General features: G+C 55.6%; 17 protein-coding genes. 12 read left to right on the forward strand and 5 right to left on the reverse strand.

Translation table 11 applies throughout. The features are described 5' to 3' along the window. Window positions 1-79: 79 nt before the first annotated feature. Window positions 80-928 (reverse strand): 5'-methylthioadenosine/S-adenosylhomocysteine nucleosidase, encoded by an 849-nt coding sequence (locus tag ACMGG1_RS16080; protein WP_129940208.1) that lies wholly within the window; start codon window positions 926-928, stop codon window positions 80-82. A gap of 160 nt (window positions 929-1088) precedes the next feature. On the opposite strand from ACMGG1_RS16080, the gene ACMGG1_RS16085 reads away from it, so the two are divergent. Further along, a complete protein-coding gene (locus ACMGG1_RS16085; RefSeq protein WP_115061067.1) occupies window positions 1089-1823 on the forward strand; it encodes a phosphatase PAP2 family protein in 735 nt (244 codons plus the stop codon). Window positions 1824-1828: 5 nt separating this feature from the next. Next, on the forward strand, window positions 1829-2434 hold the full coding sequence (ybjG, locus tag ACMGG1_RS16090) for an undecaprenyl-diphosphate phosphatase (RefSeq protein ID WP_041415284.1): 606 nt from the start codon (window positions 1829-1831) through the stop codon (window positions 2432-2434). Window positions 2435-2468: 34 nt separating this feature from the next. Here ybjG and ACMGG1_RS16095 read toward each other — a convergent pair whose 3' ends face one another. Continuing rightward, entirely contained in the window at window positions 2469-3308 is an 840-nt protein-coding gene (locus ACMGG1_RS16095) for a hypothetical protein (protein WP_217330994.1), read from the reverse strand. A gap of 218 nt (window positions 3309-3526) precedes the next feature. Here ACMGG1_RS16095 and deoC point away from each other — a divergent pair, with 218 nt between their 5' ends. From deoC to ACMGG1_RS16115, 4 genes are all read left to right on the forward strand, one after another. Next, the gene (gene deoC / locus ACMGG1_RS16100; RefSeq protein ID WP_020826066.1) at window positions 3527-4207 is read left to right on the forward strand and encodes a deoxyribose-phosphate aldolase; all 681 of its coding nucleotides are present in this window, start codon (window positions 3527-3529) and stop codon (window positions 4205-4207) included. Between the two features lie 141 nt (window positions 4208-4348). After that, window positions 4349-5113 carry a DNA-binding transcriptional repressor DeoR gene (gene deoR, locus ACMGG1_RS16105; RefSeq protein ID WP_046374028.1) on the forward strand — a complete coding sequence of 255 codons (765 nt, stop codon included), beginning with the start codon at window positions 4349-4351 and terminating at the stop codon, window positions 5111-5113. Window positions 5114-6081: 968 nt separating this feature from the next. Further along, window positions 6082-7377 (forward strand): HAAAP family serine/threonine permease, encoded by a 1296-nt coding sequence (locus ACMGG1_RS16110; RefSeq protein ID WP_020826064.1) that lies wholly within the window; start codon window positions 6082-6084, stop codon window positions 7375-7377. 90 nt (window positions 7378-7467) lie between these two features. Further along, window positions 7468-8835 (forward strand): L-serine ammonia-lyase, encoded by a 1368-nt coding sequence (locus tag ACMGG1_RS16115; protein ID WP_020826063.1) that lies wholly within the window; start codon window positions 7468-7470, stop codon window positions 8833-8835. A 68-nt stretch (window positions 8836-8903) separates the two neighbouring features. Here ACMGG1_RS16115 and ACMGG1_RS16120 read toward each other — a convergent pair whose 3' ends face one another. Next, on the reverse strand, window positions 8904-10109 hold the full coding sequence (locus ACMGG1_RS16120; RefSeq protein ID WP_020826062.1) for a serine hydrolase: 1206 nt from the start codon (window positions 10107-10109) through the stop codon (window positions 8904-8906). A gap of 464 nt (window positions 10110-10573) precedes the next feature. On the opposite strand from ACMGG1_RS16120, the gene ACMGG1_RS16125 reads away from it, so the two are divergent. Together ACMGG1_RS16125 and ACMGG1_RS16130 are read left to right on the forward strand one after the other, a co-directional pair. After that, the gene (locus tag ACMGG1_RS16125; protein ID WP_122077983.1) at window positions 10574-11941 is read left to right on the forward strand and encodes a pyridoxal-phosphate dependent enzyme; all 1368 of its coding nucleotides are present in this window, start codon (window positions 10574-10576) and stop codon (window positions 11939-11941) included. 14 nt (window positions 11942-11955) lie between these two features. Then, window positions 11956-13101 (forward strand): trans-sulfuration enzyme family protein, encoded by a 1146-nt coding sequence (locus ACMGG1_RS16130; protein ID WP_046374031.1) that lies wholly within the window; start codon window positions 11956-11958, stop codon window positions 13099-13101. A gap of 69 nt (window positions 13102-13170) precedes the next feature. On the opposite strand, the gene ACMGG1_RS16135 is transcribed toward ACMGG1_RS16130, so the two are convergent. Further along, the gene (locus ACMGG1_RS16135) at window positions 13171-14190 is read right to left on the reverse strand and encodes an isopenicillin N synthase family dioxygenase (RefSeq protein WP_129940971.1); all 1020 of its coding nucleotides are present in this window, start codon (window positions 14188-14190) and stop codon (window positions 13171-13173) included. Between the two features lie 294 nt (window positions 14191-14484). Here ACMGG1_RS16135 and ACMGG1_RS16140 point away from each other — a divergent pair, with 294 nt between their 5' ends. Both ACMGG1_RS16140 and ACMGG1_RS16145 read left to right on the forward strand, forming a co-directional pair. Next, window positions 14485-15141: an HAD family hydrolase gene (locus ACMGG1_RS16140; protein WP_048761769.1), complete on the forward strand. Its 657-nt coding sequence runs from the start codon at window positions 14485-14487 to the stop codon at window positions 15139-15141. Between the two features lie 106 nt (window positions 15142-15247). Beyond that, the gene (locus ACMGG1_RS16145) at window positions 15248-15868 is read left to right on the forward strand and encodes a glutathione S-transferase family protein (RefSeq protein ID WP_020826056.1); all 621 of its coding nucleotides are present in this window, start codon (window positions 15248-15250) and stop codon (window positions 15866-15868) included. Here ACMGG1_RS16145 and ACMGG1_RS16150 read toward each other — a convergent pair. Continuing rightward, window positions 15860-17005 carry a PQQ-dependent sugar dehydrogenase gene (locus ACMGG1_RS16150; protein ID WP_217330991.1) on the reverse strand — a complete coding sequence of 382 codons (1146 nt, stop codon included), beginning with the start codon at window positions 17003-17005 and terminating at the stop codon, window positions 15860-15862. The genes ACMGG1_RS16145 and ACMGG1_RS16150 overlap by 9 nt on opposite strands. A gap of 131 nt (window positions 17006-17136) precedes the next feature. On the opposite strand from ACMGG1_RS16150, the gene ACMGG1_RS16155 reads away from it, so the two are divergent. Further along, entirely contained in the window at window positions 17137-17556 is a 420-nt protein-coding gene (locus tag ACMGG1_RS16155; protein WP_115059333.1) for a GNAT family N-acetyltransferase, read from the forward strand. Window positions 17557-17567: 11 nt separating this feature from the next. Continuing rightward, window positions 17568-18548, forward strand: coding sequence for a magnesium/cobalt transporter CorA (gene corA / locus ACMGG1_RS16160; protein ID WP_122077970.1), 981 nt, complete (start codon window positions 17568-17570; stop codon window positions 18546-18548). Window positions 18549-18565: the final 17 nt, after the last annotated feature.

Here is an 18565-nt window from a genome sequence, read left to right on the forward strand (position 1 = left end):
CCAGCAGTTTAATCTTCTTTACAATGGACAATGGTCAGCAACAACAACCAGAATGCCGACCAAAAATCAGGATAAGCAATCAGCGAGATGCGTTTTCAGCGATATAAGCCTTCACCACCTGGTAGACATAATCCTGACACGCAAGCCCGGTCTGCGGATCGTATTTACCCTGGTTGGTAATATTGTTAGACAGGACGCGAATGCCGACAAAAGGAATATTGAAAGCCGCGGCTATCTGAGCGGCCGAAGCCGTTTCCATCTCTTCTACCGAGGTATGATATTTTTCGCGGAAGTCACGAATGCGATCCAGTTCGCTGTTCCAGACGTCGGCGGAGCCAATCACTCCTTCAACGACCTTGCCCTGCGCGTAGCTGCCCTTAACGCTCTCCGCTATCGCCAACAGTTTAGCGTCTGCCGGGAATTGACGGATCGTATGGGGATTTTTATCCTCACCGGCGCTGCCTTTCGAAGCCAGCAAATCCATAGGTTGCCACTGCCGTGAATCACTGCCTTCGCCCTGTGCTTTTTTCGGCGTTTTAAACGCGCCCAGGCTAACCGAATATTTTCCCAGTACGATGTCATACACTTTCAGCGCAGGATCGTGGCCGCCGGCAGTCCCCTGATTGATGATCGCCACCGGCCGGAACTGGGTCGCGGCGATCGCCGTAGCCGCCGCCGCGTTAGACATGCCTTTCAGCGTTTCCGACACCACGACCGGATAACCGTCCACGGTGCCGCGCCAGAAGCGCCAGCCGCCAATTTGTTCTTCACGCGGGTTGTCCAGACGTTGGGCGAAACGTTCCGCCTCCACCGGCATTGCGCCCTGAACCACAATCGGCCCGGGGGCAACGCCCTGCTGCGCCACCGTCAGAGGAGAAATCAGCGCGCCACAGGCCGCCAACAGCACAAGATTCAATTTTTTTGTCATCGCCACATCTTCCCAATAAAAAGCAAACGATTACCTTAACGGAAAGCCGATAGCTCGCCTATCCCTTTCTCGCAGCAGGCTTGCCCGGGCATTAAGGTTTTCTTAAGACAGAATTATTACAGTGGGGCTCTCTATCACTCTGATTGAATCTGAGCCCTGCGTGAATCCAAAACCTTCACTAAATCAATCCTCAACAACACCCCAAATTCAGACTAACGCCCTTTACTCGCTGCCGGCATCCTTTTACCGTTGGCAGGTTTTTGGGTTGATAGCCAGTGGGTTGCTGTTCCTTTGGCTGTCGCGCAATGAACAGCTGGACTGGGCCATCAGCAATTACTGGTTCGACGCCGCCAGCGGGCATTTTCCGTGGCAGAACAATCACTGGCTGGACTTGATTAACCACCGCCTGCTGAAAATCGGCGTGATTACCGGTGCGGTGCTGGCGCTGTTCTGGGGCATTTATCGCCGTAACCCGCGCATGATTGTCACCATGCTGCTGGTCGGCATTGGTCCCTTGGTGGTCGGGATTCTGAAAGCCACCAGCGCACATTCCTGCCCTTGGGATTTAATCGAATACGGCGGTAAGGCGATGTCCTACCCTCTGTTCGGCGCAATACCGGCAGTACCTGGACCGGGGCGCTGCTTCCCTGGCGGTCATGCCTCCAGCGGCTTTGCCGTGATGGCGCTGTTTTTCCTGTTTTATCCGCAACGCCCACGCCTGGCTTACTGGTGTTGGTTCGGCGGCATTGTGCTCGGCATGCTGATGGGTTTTGGTCAGGTCATGCGCGGCGCACATTTTCTTACCCATAACCTGTGGGCGGGTTGGTGGGTCTGGCTCAGCCAACTGGCTGTTTATTGCATGGCGAGCGGGTTTGTCCGCCGCAAGACGAGGTAACTATGATAGAGCAGTTGAATTATCTTCTTTTCGCCTGGATCAACGCGACCCCGGCGTCCCCCGAAGGATCGATCGATGTCGCCACTTTTCTGGCTCGCGATCTGATCGCTATCGTGCCGATGCTGATTATCGGACTATGGCTGTGGGGGCCGCAGAACCAATTGGTGTCGCAACGTGAAGTGGTGGCTAAGACGACAATTGCTCTGCTGTTTGCCATGCTTTCTGCCGCCACTATCGGCATGCTGCTGCCACATGAACGGCCATTCGTCGCCGGTGTGGGGTATACCTTCCTGGCGCATGCGCCGGACAGTTCATTCCCCAGCGATCACGGTACCGCCATCTTTACTTTCGCACTGGCTTTCCTGTTCTGGCACCGTGTCTGGTCGGGGATTTTATTGTTAATCGTGGCGGCTGGCATCGCCTGGTCCCGTGTCTATCTGGGTGTGCACTGGCCGTTGGACATGGTGGGTGGCTTCCTGCTCGGTCTGGTAGGCTGCCTGTTTGCCCAACTGGTGTGGAACCTGTTCGGCGACATCATTGCCGCCAAACTGACGCGCCTGTACCGTTTCCTGTTCGCCTTCCCGATCCGTAAAGGGTGGGTTAAAGAGTAATCTCTCTTCAGACAGGGGCTGCTTCGCCCCTGTTTCACACCACCCCGGTGGTGACACTGAAGGCTCTCATTTTCCCCGCCTCTATCACCATCGTAGACAGTTTGTCGCCCTTACCGGTGGCCGGTTGGATAAACCTGAACAAACGCTGGCTGCCCTGTTGTGTGACGGGGCGCAGACCATAGTTAAATTGTGCGGTGGAAAAACGCGTGACGTATCGTCTGCCCTTTGAGGCCAACATAAAAAACTCGGCCTGATCGACATACAACGACAAATCGTCCGAACACAGCACGCCCCGATCGGCGATGCTCCCCGTTGGCATCAAGGCCGGTGCCGGTAAATTCTGCCGGAAAATGGCTGCTGGGATGCAGCCATAATTTAATTGGCAGACATAATTCAGCGGTAAAGGCGCTTCGGCGAGATTAGTGATTTGCATATCAATGGAAAATTGTGCGCTGTCCGCCGTCAAGCTCACCGCCGGGCGCAACCTGCACTGCCGATCGGCAAGTTCGCCACTGCCGTACAGCGTCAGGGTATTCCCCTCTAGCTGCAACGCTACACGCTGCATGTTTAATTCTGATGATGAATCATCCTCATACGGCCAGGGTGAATGGAAAGCAATGCCGCTATGAGGATGGCAACGGGCCGCCTTGACGCTACGACGGCCCGACTTCAGCGAGTAGCCATCAAAATCGGCATCCCAAATCGTCATCCCACTGTAGGGCAATACCCGCAGCGAGCCGCGGCTATTTTCCAACGTCAGCATCGGTCCTGCCTGAGCACAATCAACAACGGTAACCACAAAATCCGCATTGCGGAAAACTTCATCTGGTTGTGCCCCAAACCGCTGTGGCACCAGATTTATTAGCATATCCATAGTTTTTCCCCTGGGTGTTCTCGCAGGTCAAACCTGCATTCAGCACCAAAATGTTATTTAAATAACATATCATCACTGCCAATGTTATACACCACACAGCCTAAAAACGATGATCTGTGCTTCATTTTTAAAATCACGCTATCCTAACCGTCAGATGAATGTTATTATTCTAACATTATTCACATTGTGCTTTGATCAAACCTCAACAAGGAATCGAAATGACGACTGAAAACATTGATTACGCCCGCTATGTCGACCACACCCTGCTGGCGATGGATGCCACCGAAGAGCAAATCGCCAAACTCTGTGAAGAAGCGCAGCAGCACAACTTCTACGCCGTTTGCGTTAACTCCGGCTATGTGCCGCTGGCTGCGCATCTGCTGCAGGAAAGCGAAGTGAAAATCTGTTCGGTGATCGGCTTCCCTCTGGGTGCCGGCCTGACCGTAGCCAAAGCCTTCGAAGCCAAAGCGGCGATTGCAGCCGGCGCGCAGGAAATTGACATGGTGATCAACGTAGGCTGGCTGAAAAGCGGCCTGCTGGATGAAGTCAAAGCCGACATCGCCGCCGTGCGCGAGGTTTGCGCGGCGATCCCGTTGAAGGTAATATTGGAAACCTGCCTGCTCAGCGATGCGCAGATCGTTCAGGTTTGTGAAATGTGTCGCGAACTTGATGTGGCCTTCGTTAAAACCTCTACCGGCTTCAGCACCGGCGGTGCTCGTGAAGAGCACGTCAAGCTGATGCGTGCGACAGTAGGCAGTGAGATGGGGGTTAAAGCATCCGGCGCCGTGCGCGATCGCGCAACCGCCGAGAAGATGATCAAAGCAGGCGCTACTCGTATCGGCACCAGCTCTGGCGTAGCAATCGTTTCCGGTGATCAGGCTGCCGCCGGCAGCTACTGATAAACTGAGGCGCCTCAGTACCGGGCGCGCGCCGTGATAATCTGATGCGGGGTAATGTGTCCAGCCTTAGGCTGGTCAACTATTACCCCGCATTTGTGTGTTCGGCCCTGGAGAATGGCTCTTAACCCTGTGGGAAGACAGATGGAAACTCGGCGCGAAGAACGAATCAACCGGTTAGTCCAGGCGTTAAAGCGCTCTGACAAGATCCATTTAAAAGAAGCCGCCGTGCTGTTGGGCGTTTCAGAAATGACCATCCGCCGCGATCTCAGCGCGGAACCGGCCGCCGTGGTGCTGTTGGGTGGCTATGTGGTCGCCGATCCCCGCAGCAATGGCGTCACCAACTATTTTGTCTCCGATCAAAAGGCCAAACAGGTCACGGAAAAGCGTCGTATCGGCCTGCTGGCCGCAGCGTTGATCAACGAAAACGACACCGTATTTTTCGACTGCGGCACTACCACCCCGGCGATCATCGATGCCATTGCCGACGATCTGGTGTTCACCGCAGTATGCCACTCGCTAAATACCTTTCTGGCGCTCCAGGACAAACCGAACTGCAAAGTGATCCTGTGCGGCGGTGAATTCAAGCCGAACAACTACATTTTCACCGCCGTCGGCCAGCACAACGAGCTGGATCATATCTGCCCGAATATCGCCTTTATCTCCGCCGCCGGTCTGAGCCTGCAGCATGGCGCCACCTGCTTTAATTTTGACGAGCTGGAAATGAAGCACCGGGCAATGGCCATGGCACAGCAAAAAATCCTGGTGGCCGATCACAGCAAGTTCGGTAAAACCAAGCCCGCCTGCATTGGTCCGCTGACGCAGTTCGACCGGGTGATTACCGATCGTCAGCCCGAGCCGCAGTTTGCGGACTTTTTCAGTGAAAACGCGATCGCCATTCGTTTTTAAGCTGAATTTTACCGTCGGTTCCAGCCGACGGTGCCCTTCCCTGGTTCCCTTCTCTCTGCAAAAATTGAACAAATAATCTTCGATTGATGCGCAAATCTCTTTATCCACAGCCAATCTCAGGTTAATAAATTGCAACAGTTCTTCCTGCTTATTCCTTTAGCACGGATAAATCCCACACAATATTACTTTCACGCCCGGTATCTACGGGGTTTTATATGATAAATCGCAATAACATCTACAAGATAAATATCAACAATTGCGCAACCAATTCGGTTTAAATATAACCAATTTGGTTTATTTATATGATGAATGGTTAAGCATTTTTATCCGCTATCCAGTTAAGTAGTTTACCTTCGTTATTAGCGGGATATTTTAAATAAAACCATATAAAACAATTAATTAAAAGTTAATTCACTTAAAATCACAATGTGATCTACGTCACTAAAACCGCTTATTCCGGGTTTTTAGCTAGATCCAAACCCACGCTTAAAATATATTGCTCGGCTTGCTGACAACGGCAGCGTTTTATCTGGTTACAGATCGTCCACACCGGATAAATCCTGAAACATCCATGAGAGCGTTTTCAGCATGAAATCTTACACAAGTGCGCAACATATGCATGAAAAACCAATAAAAAAGCAATTAACCGCACATATTACGCATTTGAGAGCATGATCACGGTTGTTTCTACTGTAAATCGTTATCTTGCCGCCAACGAAAATCGGCAGGCCATGACCTTCCGGCAGCAGTATCGATGTGAGGCCCTTCGGGAGCGGAATATCATTTGATTAATTATCCGCCACACTGGCCAACGGTAATTAGCATAATAAACAACCAGGGGGACGCCAATTATCCCCGCAAGCAACACCTGATTCTTACCGATGCCGCCATCTGCTCTTGCGACATTCGGTTTTAACCTTAAGTTTTGCCTTTAATTTTAAATTAACGTGTTCACTTCGGAGATATTTATGGACACTACACAGACCGGCACCATTGCCTCTGCGGCTTCTGGCTCTACCAGTACCTGGCGTAAAACCGACACCATGTGGATGTTGGGCCTGTACGGCACCGCGATCGGCGCAGGCGTTTTGTTCCTGCCAATCAACGCCGGTATCGGTGGTTTGATTCCCCTGATCATCATGGCCATCATCGCTTTCCCGATGACCTTCTTCGCCCACCGTGGCCTGTGCCGTTTCGTGCTCTCCGGTAAAAATGCCGGTGAAGACATCACCGAAGTAGTTGAAGAACACTTTGGTATCGGCGCCGGTAAGCTGATCACCCTGCTCTACTTCTTCGCCATCTACCCAATCCTGCTGGTTTACAGCGTGGCGATCACCAACACCGTCGACAGCTTCATTACTCACCAGTTGGGCATGACGTCGCCACCGCGCGCCATTCTGTCGCTGATCCTGATCGTGGGCCTGATGACCATCGTTCGTTTCGGTGAGCAAGCTATCGTGAAGACCATGAGCATCCTGGTGTTCCCGTTTGTTGGCGTGCTGATGCTGCTGGCCCTGTACCTGATCCCTAACTGGTCCACCGCCATCTTCGACAACGTTTCCCTGTCCGGCGCCGGTACCGGTATGGGCCACGGCCTGATCATCACCCTGTGGCTGGCGATCCCGGTCATGGTGTTCTCCTTCAACCATTCGCCGATCATCTCCGCCTTTGCGGTAGCCAAACGTGAAGAATACGGCCAGGAAGAAGCCGAGAAGAAATGTTCTCGCATTCTGGGCTTCGCTCACATCATGATGGTGTTGACCGTTATGTTCTTCGTGTTCAGCTGCGTGCTGAGCCTGTCGCCGGAAAACCTGGCGGAAGCCAAGGCACAGAACATCTCCATTCTGTCCTACCTGGCCAACCACTTTAACAACCCGATGATCGCCTACATCGCGCCGGTTATCGCCTTTATCGCCATCACCAAATCGTTCCTGGGCCACTACCTGGGCGCACGTGAAGGTTTTAACGGTCTGATCGCCAAATCGATGAAGAGCCGCGGTAAAACCATCAGCACCAACAAGCTGAACCGCATCACCGCCATCTTCATGCTGGTGACTACCTGGATTGTTGCGACCCTGAACCCAAGCATCCTCGGCATGATCGAGAACCTGGGTGGTCCAATCATCGCCATGCTGCTGTTCCTGATGCCGATGTACGCTATCCGTAAAGTGCCTGCCATGCGCAAGTACAGCGGCCACATCAGCAACGTGTTCGTGGTAGTGATGGGCCTGATCGCCATCTCCGCAATCCTGTACAGCCTCTAATCCAGCCCGGCCGGCGCCCTGTGCGCCGGCTTCTCTGCACGGCCCCCTTTCCTGCATTAACGCCTAACACCTGAAGAAGGAGGCGAAACCATGGTCAGCGTTTTCGATATTTTTAAAATTGGTATTGGCCCATCCAGCTCCCACACCGTCGGTCCGATGAAAGCCGGCAAGCTGTTCGCCGATGAGTTGATCGCTAGCCAACAGTTGATGGATACCACCCGCGTCGTGGTGGACGTCTACGGCTCGCTGTCTCTGACCGGCAAAGGACACCACACCGATATCGCCATCATTATGGGCCTGGCGGGTAACCTGCCGCACGACGTGGATATCGACGGTATCGCCGGTTTTATCCGTGACGTTGAGCAACGCGGTCGCCTGCTGATGGCCAAGGGTCATCACGAAGTGGATTTTCCGCTGCAAACCAGCATGAACTTCCACAGCAATAATCTGCCGCTGCATGAAAACGGCATGCGCATTAGCGCCTTCGCCGACGAACGTCTGCTGCACAGCAAAACCTATTACTCTACCGGCGGCGGTTTTATCGTCGATGAGGAACATTTTGGCCTTTCGGAGGCGAATCCGGTTCAGGTGCCCTTCCCGTTCAATTCGGCGCGTGACTTACAACAGCACTGCAAGGACGCCGGTCTTTCGCTGTCCGGTCTGGTGATGCAAAACGAGCTGGCGTTGCACAGCAAGGCCGAGATCGACGCGCACTTCGCCGAAGTCTGGCAAGTGATGCGTGCCGGTATTGAACGCGGCATGAATACCGAAGGCCTGCTGCCCGGCCCAATGAAGGTTCAGCGCCGCGCCGCAGCTCTGCGCCGTATTCTGGTGACCGGCGACAAGAACAACATCGATCCGATGAACGTCGTTGATTGGATTAATATGTTCGCCTTCGCCGTGAATGAAGAAAACGCCGCCGGTGGCCGCGTGGTGACCGCCCCAACCAACGGTGCCTGCGGCATCATCCCGGCGGTACTGGCCTATTACGACCAGTTTATTCGCCCGGTGAACCCTAATTCCTATAGCCGTTACTTCCTGACCTCCGGCGTCATTGGCGCGCTGTACAAGATGAACGCCTCTATTTCGGGTGCAGAAGTGGGCTGTCAAGGGGAAGTGGGCGTCGCCTGCTCCATGGCGGCGGCCGGTCTGGCAGAATTGATGGGCGGCAGCCCAGCTCAGGTTTGCATCGCGGCGGAGATCGCCATGGAGCACCATCTGGGGCTGACCTGCGATCCATTGGCTGGCCAGGTTCAGGTGCCCTGTATCGAACGTAACGCGATTTCCGCGGTGAAAGCGGTCAATGCAGCACGTATGGCGCTGCGTCGTACCAGCGAGCCGCGGGTGTGCCTGGATAAGGTGATTGAAACCATGTATGAGACGGGCAAGGACATGAACGCCAAATACCGTGAGACGTCGCAGGGCGGTCTGGCGATCAAGGTGGTCGCCTGTAACTGATAAAAGCAGAGGGCGCAATCATGCGCCCTCTGTTTGATAACAACGTGGTCTTTGAACCCTCGTGATAACTAGCCGAACACGCTGCCGAACCACTGGGTCAGTTTCATCATCACCATATCCCAGATACGGCTGAAGAAGTTCCCTTCTTTCACCTCTTGCATCGCCACCAGCGGATATTGCTCGATGGTTTTGCCGTCAAGCTGGAAATCGATGGTGCCAACCACCTGATTTTTTGCCAATGGCGCTTCCAGCGTCGGCTGGTTCAGCTTGTAACTGGCCTTCAGGTTTTTCATCTGCCCTTTCGGGATAGTGACCGCCGCATCTTTCGCTACGCCCAACGGCACCTCGCCAACGTCGCCAAACCACACTTTCTGGGTAACAAACGGCTTGTCGGTTTTGATAGGGGTGGCGGTTTCGTAGAAGCGGAAGCCCCAGGTCAGCAGCTTTTCACTTTCGCTAAAGCGGACGCGATCGCTCGGCGCGCCCAGCACTACCGAGATCAAACGCATCGGGCCATCGGTGGCCGAGGCCACCAGGTTATGACCGGCGCCACCGGTGTAACCGGTTTTAATGCCGTCAACGTTCAGGTTGGAGCTCCACAACAGACGGTTGCGGTTAACCTGGCGGATCTTGTTGAAGGTGAACTCTTTTTCTTTATGCAGCGCATATTCATCCGGCACGTCGCGGATCAGTGCCTGACTCAGCAGCGCCATATCACGTGCGGTACTGTACTGCCCTTCCGCATCCAGCCCGTGCACCGTCAGGAAGTGGGTATTCTGCAGGCCCAGCGATTTGGCGTAGTTGTTCATCAGGCCGACAAACGAATCCTGGCTACCCGCGACATAATCGGCCAGCGCGATGCTGGCGTCGTTGCCCGACTGAATGACGATGCCTTTGTTGAGCTCCATCACTGGCACCTGGTCGCCCGGCTTGATAAACATCAGCGAGGAGCCACGCAACGCCGGGTTACCGGTTGCCCAGGCATCTTTACCTACGGTGACCATGTCTTCCGGCTTGATCTTGCCGGCCTTGATCGCCTGGCCAATCACGTAGCTGGACATGATCTTGGTCAGGCTGGCGGGATCGAGCCGGGTATCGGCATTGCCCTCCGTCAGAATTTTGCCGCTGTTGTAATCCATCAGCACAAAAGCTTTGGCATCGACCTGCGGGGCAGCCGGCGCTTCCGCCGCCTGTACGACAGGCGCAGCCAACAACAGGATGCTGACGCTAAAGGTTAATTTTTTCAGGGTAGTGGAAAAGTTTTTTTTCATCATGACGTCGCCAGAGTATCCATTCAAATCATTGAAATAGCGTTAACTTTCAAACATATTCACGTTTTCAGCCAACCAGCGAGAGTGGCCCGATACGCGTTTTCCAACCGCAAACTCCCTGCGGCCCCATGACGGGTTGAGCGGCGTACCGAAAATGCCCTTGCTGTGAGTTTATTAGATTCATCTTATTTTTGCAGGGTTTAGCGCGAATTTTCAGCATTTTTACATAACTGTACGCTGTTACGCGTAAATTGGATGAAAAGCCGACGGCGCGTCGTTTTTTTAAACGGCCCACGGCCATACGGCTGAACATCTGCACCGCTGAACATCCATGCCTCCATACGTCCAAATTGAATTAATATATTCCAAAAAAGCATATTGAGTGGTTATTTGTTCTTTTTAATGGGCTTATTGACAGCGCTATCATCCAGATAACGGCTTTAAACCGAATTATTCTGGAGATCCTCATGGCAATACCGCATTCCGTCATCGATATGATCGGTAACACCCCGATGCTGGAACTGACTCAGTTTGATACCGGCCCCTGCCGCCTGTTCGTCAAGCTTGAGAATCAAAACCCCGGCGGCTCCATCAAAGACCGCGTAGCGCTGTCGATGATCGAGCAAGCGGAACGCGACGGCAGCCTGCAGCCCGGCGGCACCATCATTGAAGCCACCGCCGGCAACACCGGCTTGGGCCTGGCGCTGGTGGCGGCCCTGAAGGGGTATAAGCTGTTGTTGGTGGTGCCGGACAAGATGAGCCGCGAGAAGATTTTCCATCTGCGCGCCCTGGGAGTAGAAGTGGTGCTGACCCGCTCCGACGTGGGCAAGGGGCACCCGGCTTACTATCAGGATTATGCCAAACGGCTGGCCGACGAAATCCCCGGTGCGTTTTATATCGATCAGTTTAACAACCCGGCCAACCCGGCGGCCCATACCCGCACCACCGCGCCGGAACTGTGGCAGCAGATGGAGCATCAGGTCGATGCCATCGTGGTTGGCGTCGGTTCCGGCGGCACACTCGGCGGCCTGAGCCACTATTTTGCCGAAGTCTCGCCACAAACCGAGTTCGTGTTGGCGGATCCGGCTGGCTCGATCCTGGCGGACTATCTTGATAACGGCCAGATCGGCGAGGCCGGCAGTTGGCTGGTGGAAGGGATCGGCGAAGATTTCATTCCGCCGCTGAGCGACTTTAACCAGGTGCGCAATGCCTATCGTATCGGCGATGCCGAAGCCTTCACCACCGCGCGCGATCTGCTGCGCAAAGAAGGCGTGTTGGCAGGCTCATCCACCGGCACCCTGTTGGCAGCAGCGCTGCGCTATTGCCAGGCACAAACAGAGCCGAAACGCGTGGTCACCTTCGTCTGCGACAGCGGCAACAAATACCTGTCTAAAATGTATAACGACCACTGGATGCTGGAACAAGGCCTGCTGAGCAAGCCGCAGCATCAGGATTTACGCGATTTGATCGCCTACCGTCATGACGAAGGGGCCGCCGTTTCGGTCGCACCGGAAGACACGCTGGCTATCGTTCATGCCCGTATGCGGCTGTATGACATCTCGCAGCTGCCGGTGCTGGAAGGCGATCGGGTTGTCGGCCTGATCGACGAGTGGGATCTGCTCAATGCCGTGCAGGCGGACGCCAGCCACTTCAGTCTGCCGGCCGCCCGCGCCATGACCCATTCGGTCAAGACGCTGCAAAAAGAAGCCAGCTATCAGGATTTACTGGCCACCTTCAATCACGGCCACGTAGCGGTCGTCCTCGACGGTGAGCGTTTCCTCGGTTTGATTACCCGCACAGACGTGCTTAACGCCTGGCGCCAAAAATTACGTTAATAAGGAATGATTGTATGGCCAAGTTTGATACGTTGACGGTTCATGCCGGTTACACGCCAGATGCCACCGGTGCGGTAATGCCGGCCATTTATGCGACCTCCACCTACGCCCAACCGGCGCCGGGGGAGCATACCGGTTATGAATATTCACGCAGCGCCAACCCAACGCGCACCGCATTGGAGAGCGCCATTGCCGAACTGGAAGGCGGCAGCCGTGGGTATGCCTTTGCCTCTGGCCTGGCCGCCTGTTCAACGGTGCTGGAGCTGCTCGATCAGGGTAGCCATCTGGTGGCGGTCGACGATCTGTACGGCGGCACCTATCGCCTGCTGGAGAAGGTCCGCAGCCGTACCGCAGGCCTGCGCGTCACCTATGTTTCCCCGGCGGACCTTGCCGGGCTGGAACAGGCAATCGAACCGGATACCAAAATGATCTGGGTTGAAACGCCGACCAACCCACTGCTGAAATTGGCTGATCTGAGCGCCATCGCCACCATCGCTAAAAAACACGGTTTGATCAGCGTAGCGGACAACACCTTTGCCTCGCCTTATATCCAGCGTCCGCTGGATCTCGGCTTTGATGTGGTAGTGCATTCCGCCACCAAATACCTCAACGGCCATTCCGACGTGGTCGCCGGTGTCGCTGCGGTGGGGAATAACCCAGAGTTGGCCGAGCAGCTCGGCTTCCTGCAAAACGCGGTGGGCGGCATTCTCGATCCGTTCAGCAGCTTCCTGACGCTGCGCGGCATCCGCACCCTGGCATTGCGTATGGAGCGTCACAGCAATAGCGCCTTGCGTATTGCCCAGTGGCTGGAAGGCCAACCTCAGGTAGAAGAAGTCTACTACCCTGGTCTGCCGAGCCACCCGCAGCACGCGTTGGCGGCCAGGCAGATGAGCAGCTTTGGCGGCATGATTTCCGTACGGCTGAAAGGCGATGATGCCTATGCGCGCCGGGTGATCAAACGTTCACAGCTGTTTACCCTGGCAGAGAGCCTCGGCGGCGTGGAAAGCCTGATCAGTCAGCCGTTCAGCATGACTCACGCTTCTATCCCGCTGGAACAGCGGATGAAAACCGGTATTACGCCGCAATTGCTGCGCCTGTCGGTAGGGATTGAGGATGCGGAAGATTTGATCGCCGATCTGCAGCAGGCACTGGCAGAGTAATTCAAAACAATCGGGTCGAACATGTTCGACCCGACTCACCCGGTTGGGCGCGGTATGCGGCCTCCTCCCTTAAGCAACCACATCCTGGTAATAACGCTGCGCCACATCCGGATGGGAACGGATGCGTCCTTTCAGGTAGTTAAAGCCTACGTCGCGCAACAGCGGATTATGCGGATCGCTGGTTGGGCCATGGGCTTCCGCGGCCAGATATTCAGGCAGCTGATACACAGGCACCACCGCGTCCAGTCGCGCCCCGAGGAAGAAAGCAATCGACAGTCGATCGCTCCCCGCCGGCGGCGTCTCCACCCGATGTACCGTGGCGCGCAGGTAGCCGTTGGTTGCCAGCTCCAGCAATTCGCCAATGTTGACCACAAAGGTATCCTCAAGCGGTTCGGCGTCAACCCAGCGCCCTTCATCCACTTCAACCTGCAGACCTTTCTGCCGGTCCTGCAGCAGGAAGCTGAGAAAACCGGAGTCTTTATGGGCGCCAACCCCCTGCCCGCTCGCGGTCGCTTCACGCCCTGGATAACGGATCAGTTTGATATGTTCATTGGGTTTGTCGCCGTAGAGCGAATCAAATGCTTGTTCCGGCAGTGAAAGCGACAGGGCAAAGGCGCGCAACAGCCGCAGCGACATGGCGGTCATCGCCTGCTGCCATTGCAATAACAGCGGTTTCAGTTCGGGCAATGCCTCCGGCCATTGGTTCGGCCCTTGCAAACGCGCCCAGCGTGGGGTTGCTTCAGCCAACGGCAGCGCCGCTCGCTCTGCACCGATATCAAACTGTTCGCGCCAGTCCGGCTGGCCGCGGGTCAATTCAGCCGCCGCACGGTTATAGCCGCGAAAATGCGGCGAATGCACCATCTGCACCGCCAGTTTGTCGGCTTCCGGCAGGGCGAAAAACTGCCTCGCCAACCGTTGCAGCTGTGCATTCAGGGCACTATCAACGCCGTGGCCACGCAAATAGAAAAAGCCGACGTCACGCGCCGCAATACGCAAACCGTCAAGAAACGCCTGCCGCTGCCCGGCGTCGCCATCAAGCTGCGAAAGATCCAGCAGCGGCAGCTTCTTCAGCGTCAGTGGGGGTGTCATCATCCTGTTCCTCTTCATCCCCGACAAAAATCGGGCCGGTATAAAGGCGAATTATCAGCATCTTCAACTCCTGGATAGCCAGCGTATTACCCCTATAGTTACCACTGCGGCTCAAGCGTCAGCCAATATTGTTGCGTTCTAAGTTATGCAAACCTTCAACAAAGCGTCGCAAAACTGTCATCAATGTGACTTATGCTCTGCGCAATTTCGTTGTCGCCACTGGCTGGCGACTAACGCTATCCGCTATTCTATAAACAGCCCCATTCCCCCTCCCTGCCTGCCGGAGAAATACTGATGGATTTAGCCTTATTCGACCTGGATGAAACCCTGATTGATGAAGACAGCGCCAGCCTATGGATGCGTTGGTTGGTCACTGAAGGGTTTGCACCGGCGGAACTGGAACAGCAGGAACAGCAACTGATGCAGCACTATTATCAGGGCAAGCTGTCCATGGAGGACTACATGCAGGCCACGCTGGCGCCGCTGGCCGGCCTGAGTACCGAAACGGTGGCCGGCTGGGTGCAGCGCTATATTCGCCGCGATATCCTGCCGCGAGTCTACCCTGCCGCCCGCGAGCGGCTGCTGTGGCACCGCGAGCGTGGTGATTGCATTCTGGTCATTTCCGCCACGGGCGAGCACCTGGTGGCCCCCATTGCCGCCCAGCTTGGCGCCGACGGCGCGCTGGCCATCGGCGTCGAAGTGCAAGACGGCCGCTTCACCGGCAACACCTACGGCACCATGACCTACCAACAGGGCAAGGTTATCCGCCTGAAAAAATGGTTGGCTGAACATCCGGAACTGAGCTTCGAGCACAGCCACGGCTACAGCGATTCCCTCAACGACAAGGCGATGCTGGAATACGTCGACAGCGCCACGGTAATCAACCCCGACAGCGAACTCAACGCGTTGGCGCTGGAGCAAGGCTGGGAGATCTGCCGCTGGGAACGCTGAATGTGTCGCCCACGTCGGCAAAAAATGCCTTCCAGTGTGACAAGCGCTGAATTGTGGAGTAGGAATAATTAGTTAGGTTGATTAACCCACGTAAAAGAGGCGTTCTATGCTGACCATTTGGGGTCGTGAAAATTCGAACAACGTCAGGAAAGTGCTGTGGTGCGCCGCAGAGTTGGAGCTGAGTTACAGCCATATCAACGCCGGAGGCGCTTTCGGCAAGGTGAACGACGAACTCTACCGTTCATTGAACCCGAATGGCCTGGTGCCGCTGCTGCAAGACGATGACTTTGTGCTGTGGGAGTCCAACACCATAGTGCGCTATCTGGCTGCGAAGTTTGGTAGCGAACCTTTCTACCCGCAGGATCTGCAGGCGCGTGCCAGTGCCGAAAAATGGATGGACTGGACCACGGCCACCATTGTCAGTCACTTTAGCGTGGTGTTCTGGGGTTTGGTGCGTACCAAGCCGGAACTGCGTGACATGGCGAAGATCGAAGCGGCGATTGCCACACTGGAAAAGCATTTCGACATTGTGGAAGACACCCTGGGTCGTCAGCCTTACCTTTCCGGTGAAGACTTCGGCATCGGCGATATCCCGCTGGGCAGTTTCGCCTACGCCTGGTTCTCCATGCCGATCAAGCGCCAAGCTCGCCCGAACATGGAGCGCTGGTATAAGCAACTGACCGAGCGGCCAGCCTATCAGCGCGGTGTGATGAGTGAGTTAACCTGAGTTTCCTGCGCCCCGCATCCGCTGGGGCGCAATTCTCTCCTGGAGCCCTACCCGCAGCAGCTTGCCGTTGCTTGCATCGGTTAACAGGTAAAGATAGCCGTCAGGCCCGACCCGCACTTCGCGAATGCGTTCACCGCGATCCTCCAGCAGCCTTTCTTCAGAAACCACGTTGTCTCCCTGCAGCGTCAGGCGGATCAGCGCTTCTTGGGCCAGCGCACCAATAAACAGCGAATGCTTCCAGGCAGGGAAACGCGGCGAATCATAGAATGCCATGCCGCTGATACCCGGCGACACCGGCCAATAATGCAGGGGTTGTTCGGTGCCCGCGACCTTCTGCCCTTTCGCCTCCGGGATCGCCAGCCCGGAGTAATTGATGCCATAGGTGGCTATCGGCCAGCCGTAGTTTTTCCCTGCCTGCGGAATATTGACCTCATCGCCACCGCGTGGACCGTGTTCGTTCTCCCACATCACCCCGCTCCACGGATTCAACGCCAGCCCCTGAGGATTACGGTGGCCGTAGGACCAAATTTCCGGCCGCTTGCCGGCCTGGCCGACAAAAGGATTATCCGGCGGTACCGCGCCGTCGGCGGTTAAGCGCACCATTTTGCCCTGTAACTTGTCCAGATCCTGCGCCGTCGGCCGCTGATTATTCTCCCCGAGCGCGATAAACAGATTCCCCTGACGATCAAACGCCAGCTTGCCCCCAAAATGATTGCCGACCGACAGCTTGGGTTGCTGGCGGAAAATCACCTTGAAATTCTCCAGCCGTCGGTTGTCGGTGCTAAGTTGCCCGTAGCCTACCGCCGTCCCCGCTTTACCCTCATCGCCCGCTTCGGCGAAGCTGAGGTAAACTCGTCGGCTGGTGGAAAAATCGGGCGCCAGCAACACTTCCAGCAAACCGCCCTGGCCTTCTGCATATACCTGCGGCACACCGGCGATAGGCGCCGAAAGGCCCTGGCCCGGCAGCCAGAGCCGTAAACGCCCCGGCCGTTCGGTGATTAACATTCCCTGTTCGCCGGGCAGAAATGCCAGCGACCACGGGTGTTCCAACTTGTCCTGCAATTGCGTTACCGTCGGCGCGGCGTGCAGCAAGCCGCTGAACAACAGCAAAGCGGCTATCATAGTCAATCGGTGCATAGCGTCCTCCTGGACAAAAAACAACCTACTCAGTGTAGTCCAGCAGGCTGATTTTGACGTTTGTTTTAAATTTCAACGTGTTGCCTTTTAGTCAGACTGTGCTTAAGTTAAGGGTTCACCAAGGAGGAAAGATGAACATCACCGTAACCGAGACGCTCAATGAAGACACCCTCGACGTTATTCGTCAGGGGCTTAGAGCCCACAACAGCCCCTATGTGGATCCCAGCTTGCGTAAGCCGCTTGGCATTTACGCCCGGGACACCGCCGGCCAGGTGGTCGCCGGCCTGACCGGCGAGACCTGGGGCAACTGGCTGAGCGTTGAATGGCTATGGGTAGCGGACTCGCAACGCGGCAGCGGCCTGGGGCGTAAAGTATTGCTGGCGGCGGAACGGGAGGCGAAAGCACGCGGCTGCCGCTATGTTCGTTTGGATACCTTTAGTTTTCAGGCGCGGCCGTTCTACGAAAAACTCGGTTATCAACTGCAGATGACGCTGCAGAATTACCCGGTGGAACATGAATGTTACTTTCTCACCAAAACCCTAATTGAATAGCAGGTGACCTGATGGAAACCGCAACCATGGTTGTGAATTGCGTGGCATACAAGGCCGGTGAACGGCTGGGCGAAGTGACCATTGATGATATCAGCGAGGTGGTCAAACAGCCGGATACCTTCGTCTGGCTCGGGCTGTGGCAGCCGGAAGACGCCTTTATGCGCAAAGTGCAGGAGGAGTTCGGGCTGCACGATCTGGCGATTGAAGATGCGCTGTGCGCCCACCAGCGACCGAAGCTTGAAGCTTACGGTGACTCGCTGTTTATCGTGGTCAAAACCGCGCAATGGGGCAATGACGAAATTGAGTACGGCGAAACACACTTCTTCGTGGGCAAGAACTTCCTGATCACGGTACGCCACGGCGAATCACCGAGCTACGCCCCAATCCGCGCCAAGGCCGAAGAGAACCATAAGCAAATGTGCCGCGGCCCGGGCTTTGCCTTGTATTCTGTGTTGGACTTTGTAGTAGATAACTACCGTAGCGTGGTGGCGAAGTTCGAAGCGACCATTGAAGGCATTGAAGCCAACATGTTCAAATCGGAATTTGATCAGGCCGCCATCGAGAACGTCTACACCCTGCGGCGGCACCTGCTGGCGCTGCGCAATGCCGCGATGCCGATGGACGAAATCTGCAATCAGTTGATCCGCCTGCATGAAGAAGTGATTCCGAAAGAGCTGCGCGCCTACGTACGCGACGTGCAAGACCATGCGCATCAGGTGGTCAGCAATATCGACGATATGCGCGAAATGCTGACCAACGCGATGCACGTCAATCTGGCGCTGGTCACCGTAAAACAGAACGAAGTGGTGAAACGCCTGGCCGGTTGGGGGGCGATCCTGGCGATCCCTACGGTGATTTTCAGCCTGTACGGCATGAACTTCGCCGACATGCCAGAGCTGAAGTTCCCCTGGGCCTACCACGCCACGCTGGGGGTCACCGTCGTCGGCTGCTTCTTCCTCTACCAGAAGCTGAAGCGCTCCGGCTGGCTTTAAACGAGGATGGGGCTGCG

Origin of the sequence: Serratia sp. BNK-12, from assembly GCF_047456085.1 — a bacterium.
Taxonomy (GTDB): Bacteria; Pseudomonadota; Gammaproteobacteria; order Enterobacterales; family Enterobacteriaceae; genus Serratia; species Serratia liquefaciens.

What these genes read in the sequence shown, in the direction of transcription:
- ACMGG1_RS16080 (WP_129940208.1), bottom strand. Translation starts at nt 928, where the DNA reads ATGACAAAAAAATTGAATCTTGTGCTGTTGGCGGCCTGTGGCGCGCTG.
- ACMGG1_RS16095 (WP_217330994.1), bottom strand. Translation starts at nt 3,308, where the DNA reads ATGGATATGCTAATAAATCTGGTGCCACAGCGGTTTGGGGCACAACCA.
- deoC (WP_020826066.1), top strand. Translation starts at nt 3,527, where the DNA reads ATGACGACTGAAAACATTGATTACGCCCGCTATGTCGACCACACCCTG.
- deoR (WP_046374028.1), top strand. Translation starts at nt 4,349, where the DNA reads ATGGAAACTCGGCGCGAAGAACGAATCAACCGGTTAGTCCAGGCGTTA.
- ACMGG1_RS16110 (WP_020826064.1), top strand. Translation starts at nt 6,082, where the DNA reads ATGGACACTACACAGACCGGCACCATTGCCTCTGCGGCTTCTGGCTCT.
- ACMGG1_RS16115 (WP_020826063.1), top strand. Translation starts at nt 7,468, where the DNA reads ATGGTCAGCGTTTTCGATATTTTTAAAATTGGTATTGGCCCATCCAGC.
- ACMGG1_RS16120 (WP_020826062.1), bottom strand. Translation starts at nt 10,109, where the DNA reads ATGATGAAAAAAAACTTTTCCACTACCCTGAAAAAATTAACCTTTAGC.
- ACMGG1_RS16125 (WP_122077983.1), top strand. Translation starts at nt 10,574, where the DNA reads ATGGCAATACCGCATTCCGTCATCGATATGATCGGTAACACCCCGATG.
- ACMGG1_RS16130 (WP_046374031.1), top strand. Translation starts at nt 11,956, where the DNA reads ATGGCCAAGTTTGATACGTTGACGGTTCATGCCGGTTACACGCCAGAT.
- ACMGG1_RS16135 (WP_129940971.1), bottom strand. Translation starts at nt 14,190, where the DNA reads ATGACACCCCCACTGACGCTGAAGAAGCTGCCGCTGCTGGATCTTTCG.
- ACMGG1_RS16140 (WP_048761769.1), top strand. Translation starts at nt 14,485, where the DNA reads ATGGATTTAGCCTTATTCGACCTGGATGAAACCCTGATTGATGAAGAC.
- ACMGG1_RS16145 (WP_020826056.1), top strand. Translation starts at nt 15,248, where the DNA reads ATGCTGACCATTTGGGGTCGTGAAAATTCGAACAACGTCAGGAAAGTG.
- ACMGG1_RS16150 (WP_217330991.1), bottom strand. Translation starts at nt 17,005, where the DNA reads ATGCACCGATTGACTATGATAGCCGCTTTGCTGTTGTTCAGCGGCTTG.
- ACMGG1_RS16155 (WP_115059333.1), top strand. Translation starts at nt 17,137, where the DNA reads ATGAACATCACCGTAACCGAGACGCTCAATGAAGACACCCTCGACGTT.
- corA (WP_122077970.1), top strand. Translation starts at nt 17,568, where the DNA reads ATGGAAACCGCAACCATGGTTGTGAATTGCGTGGCATACAAGGCCGGT.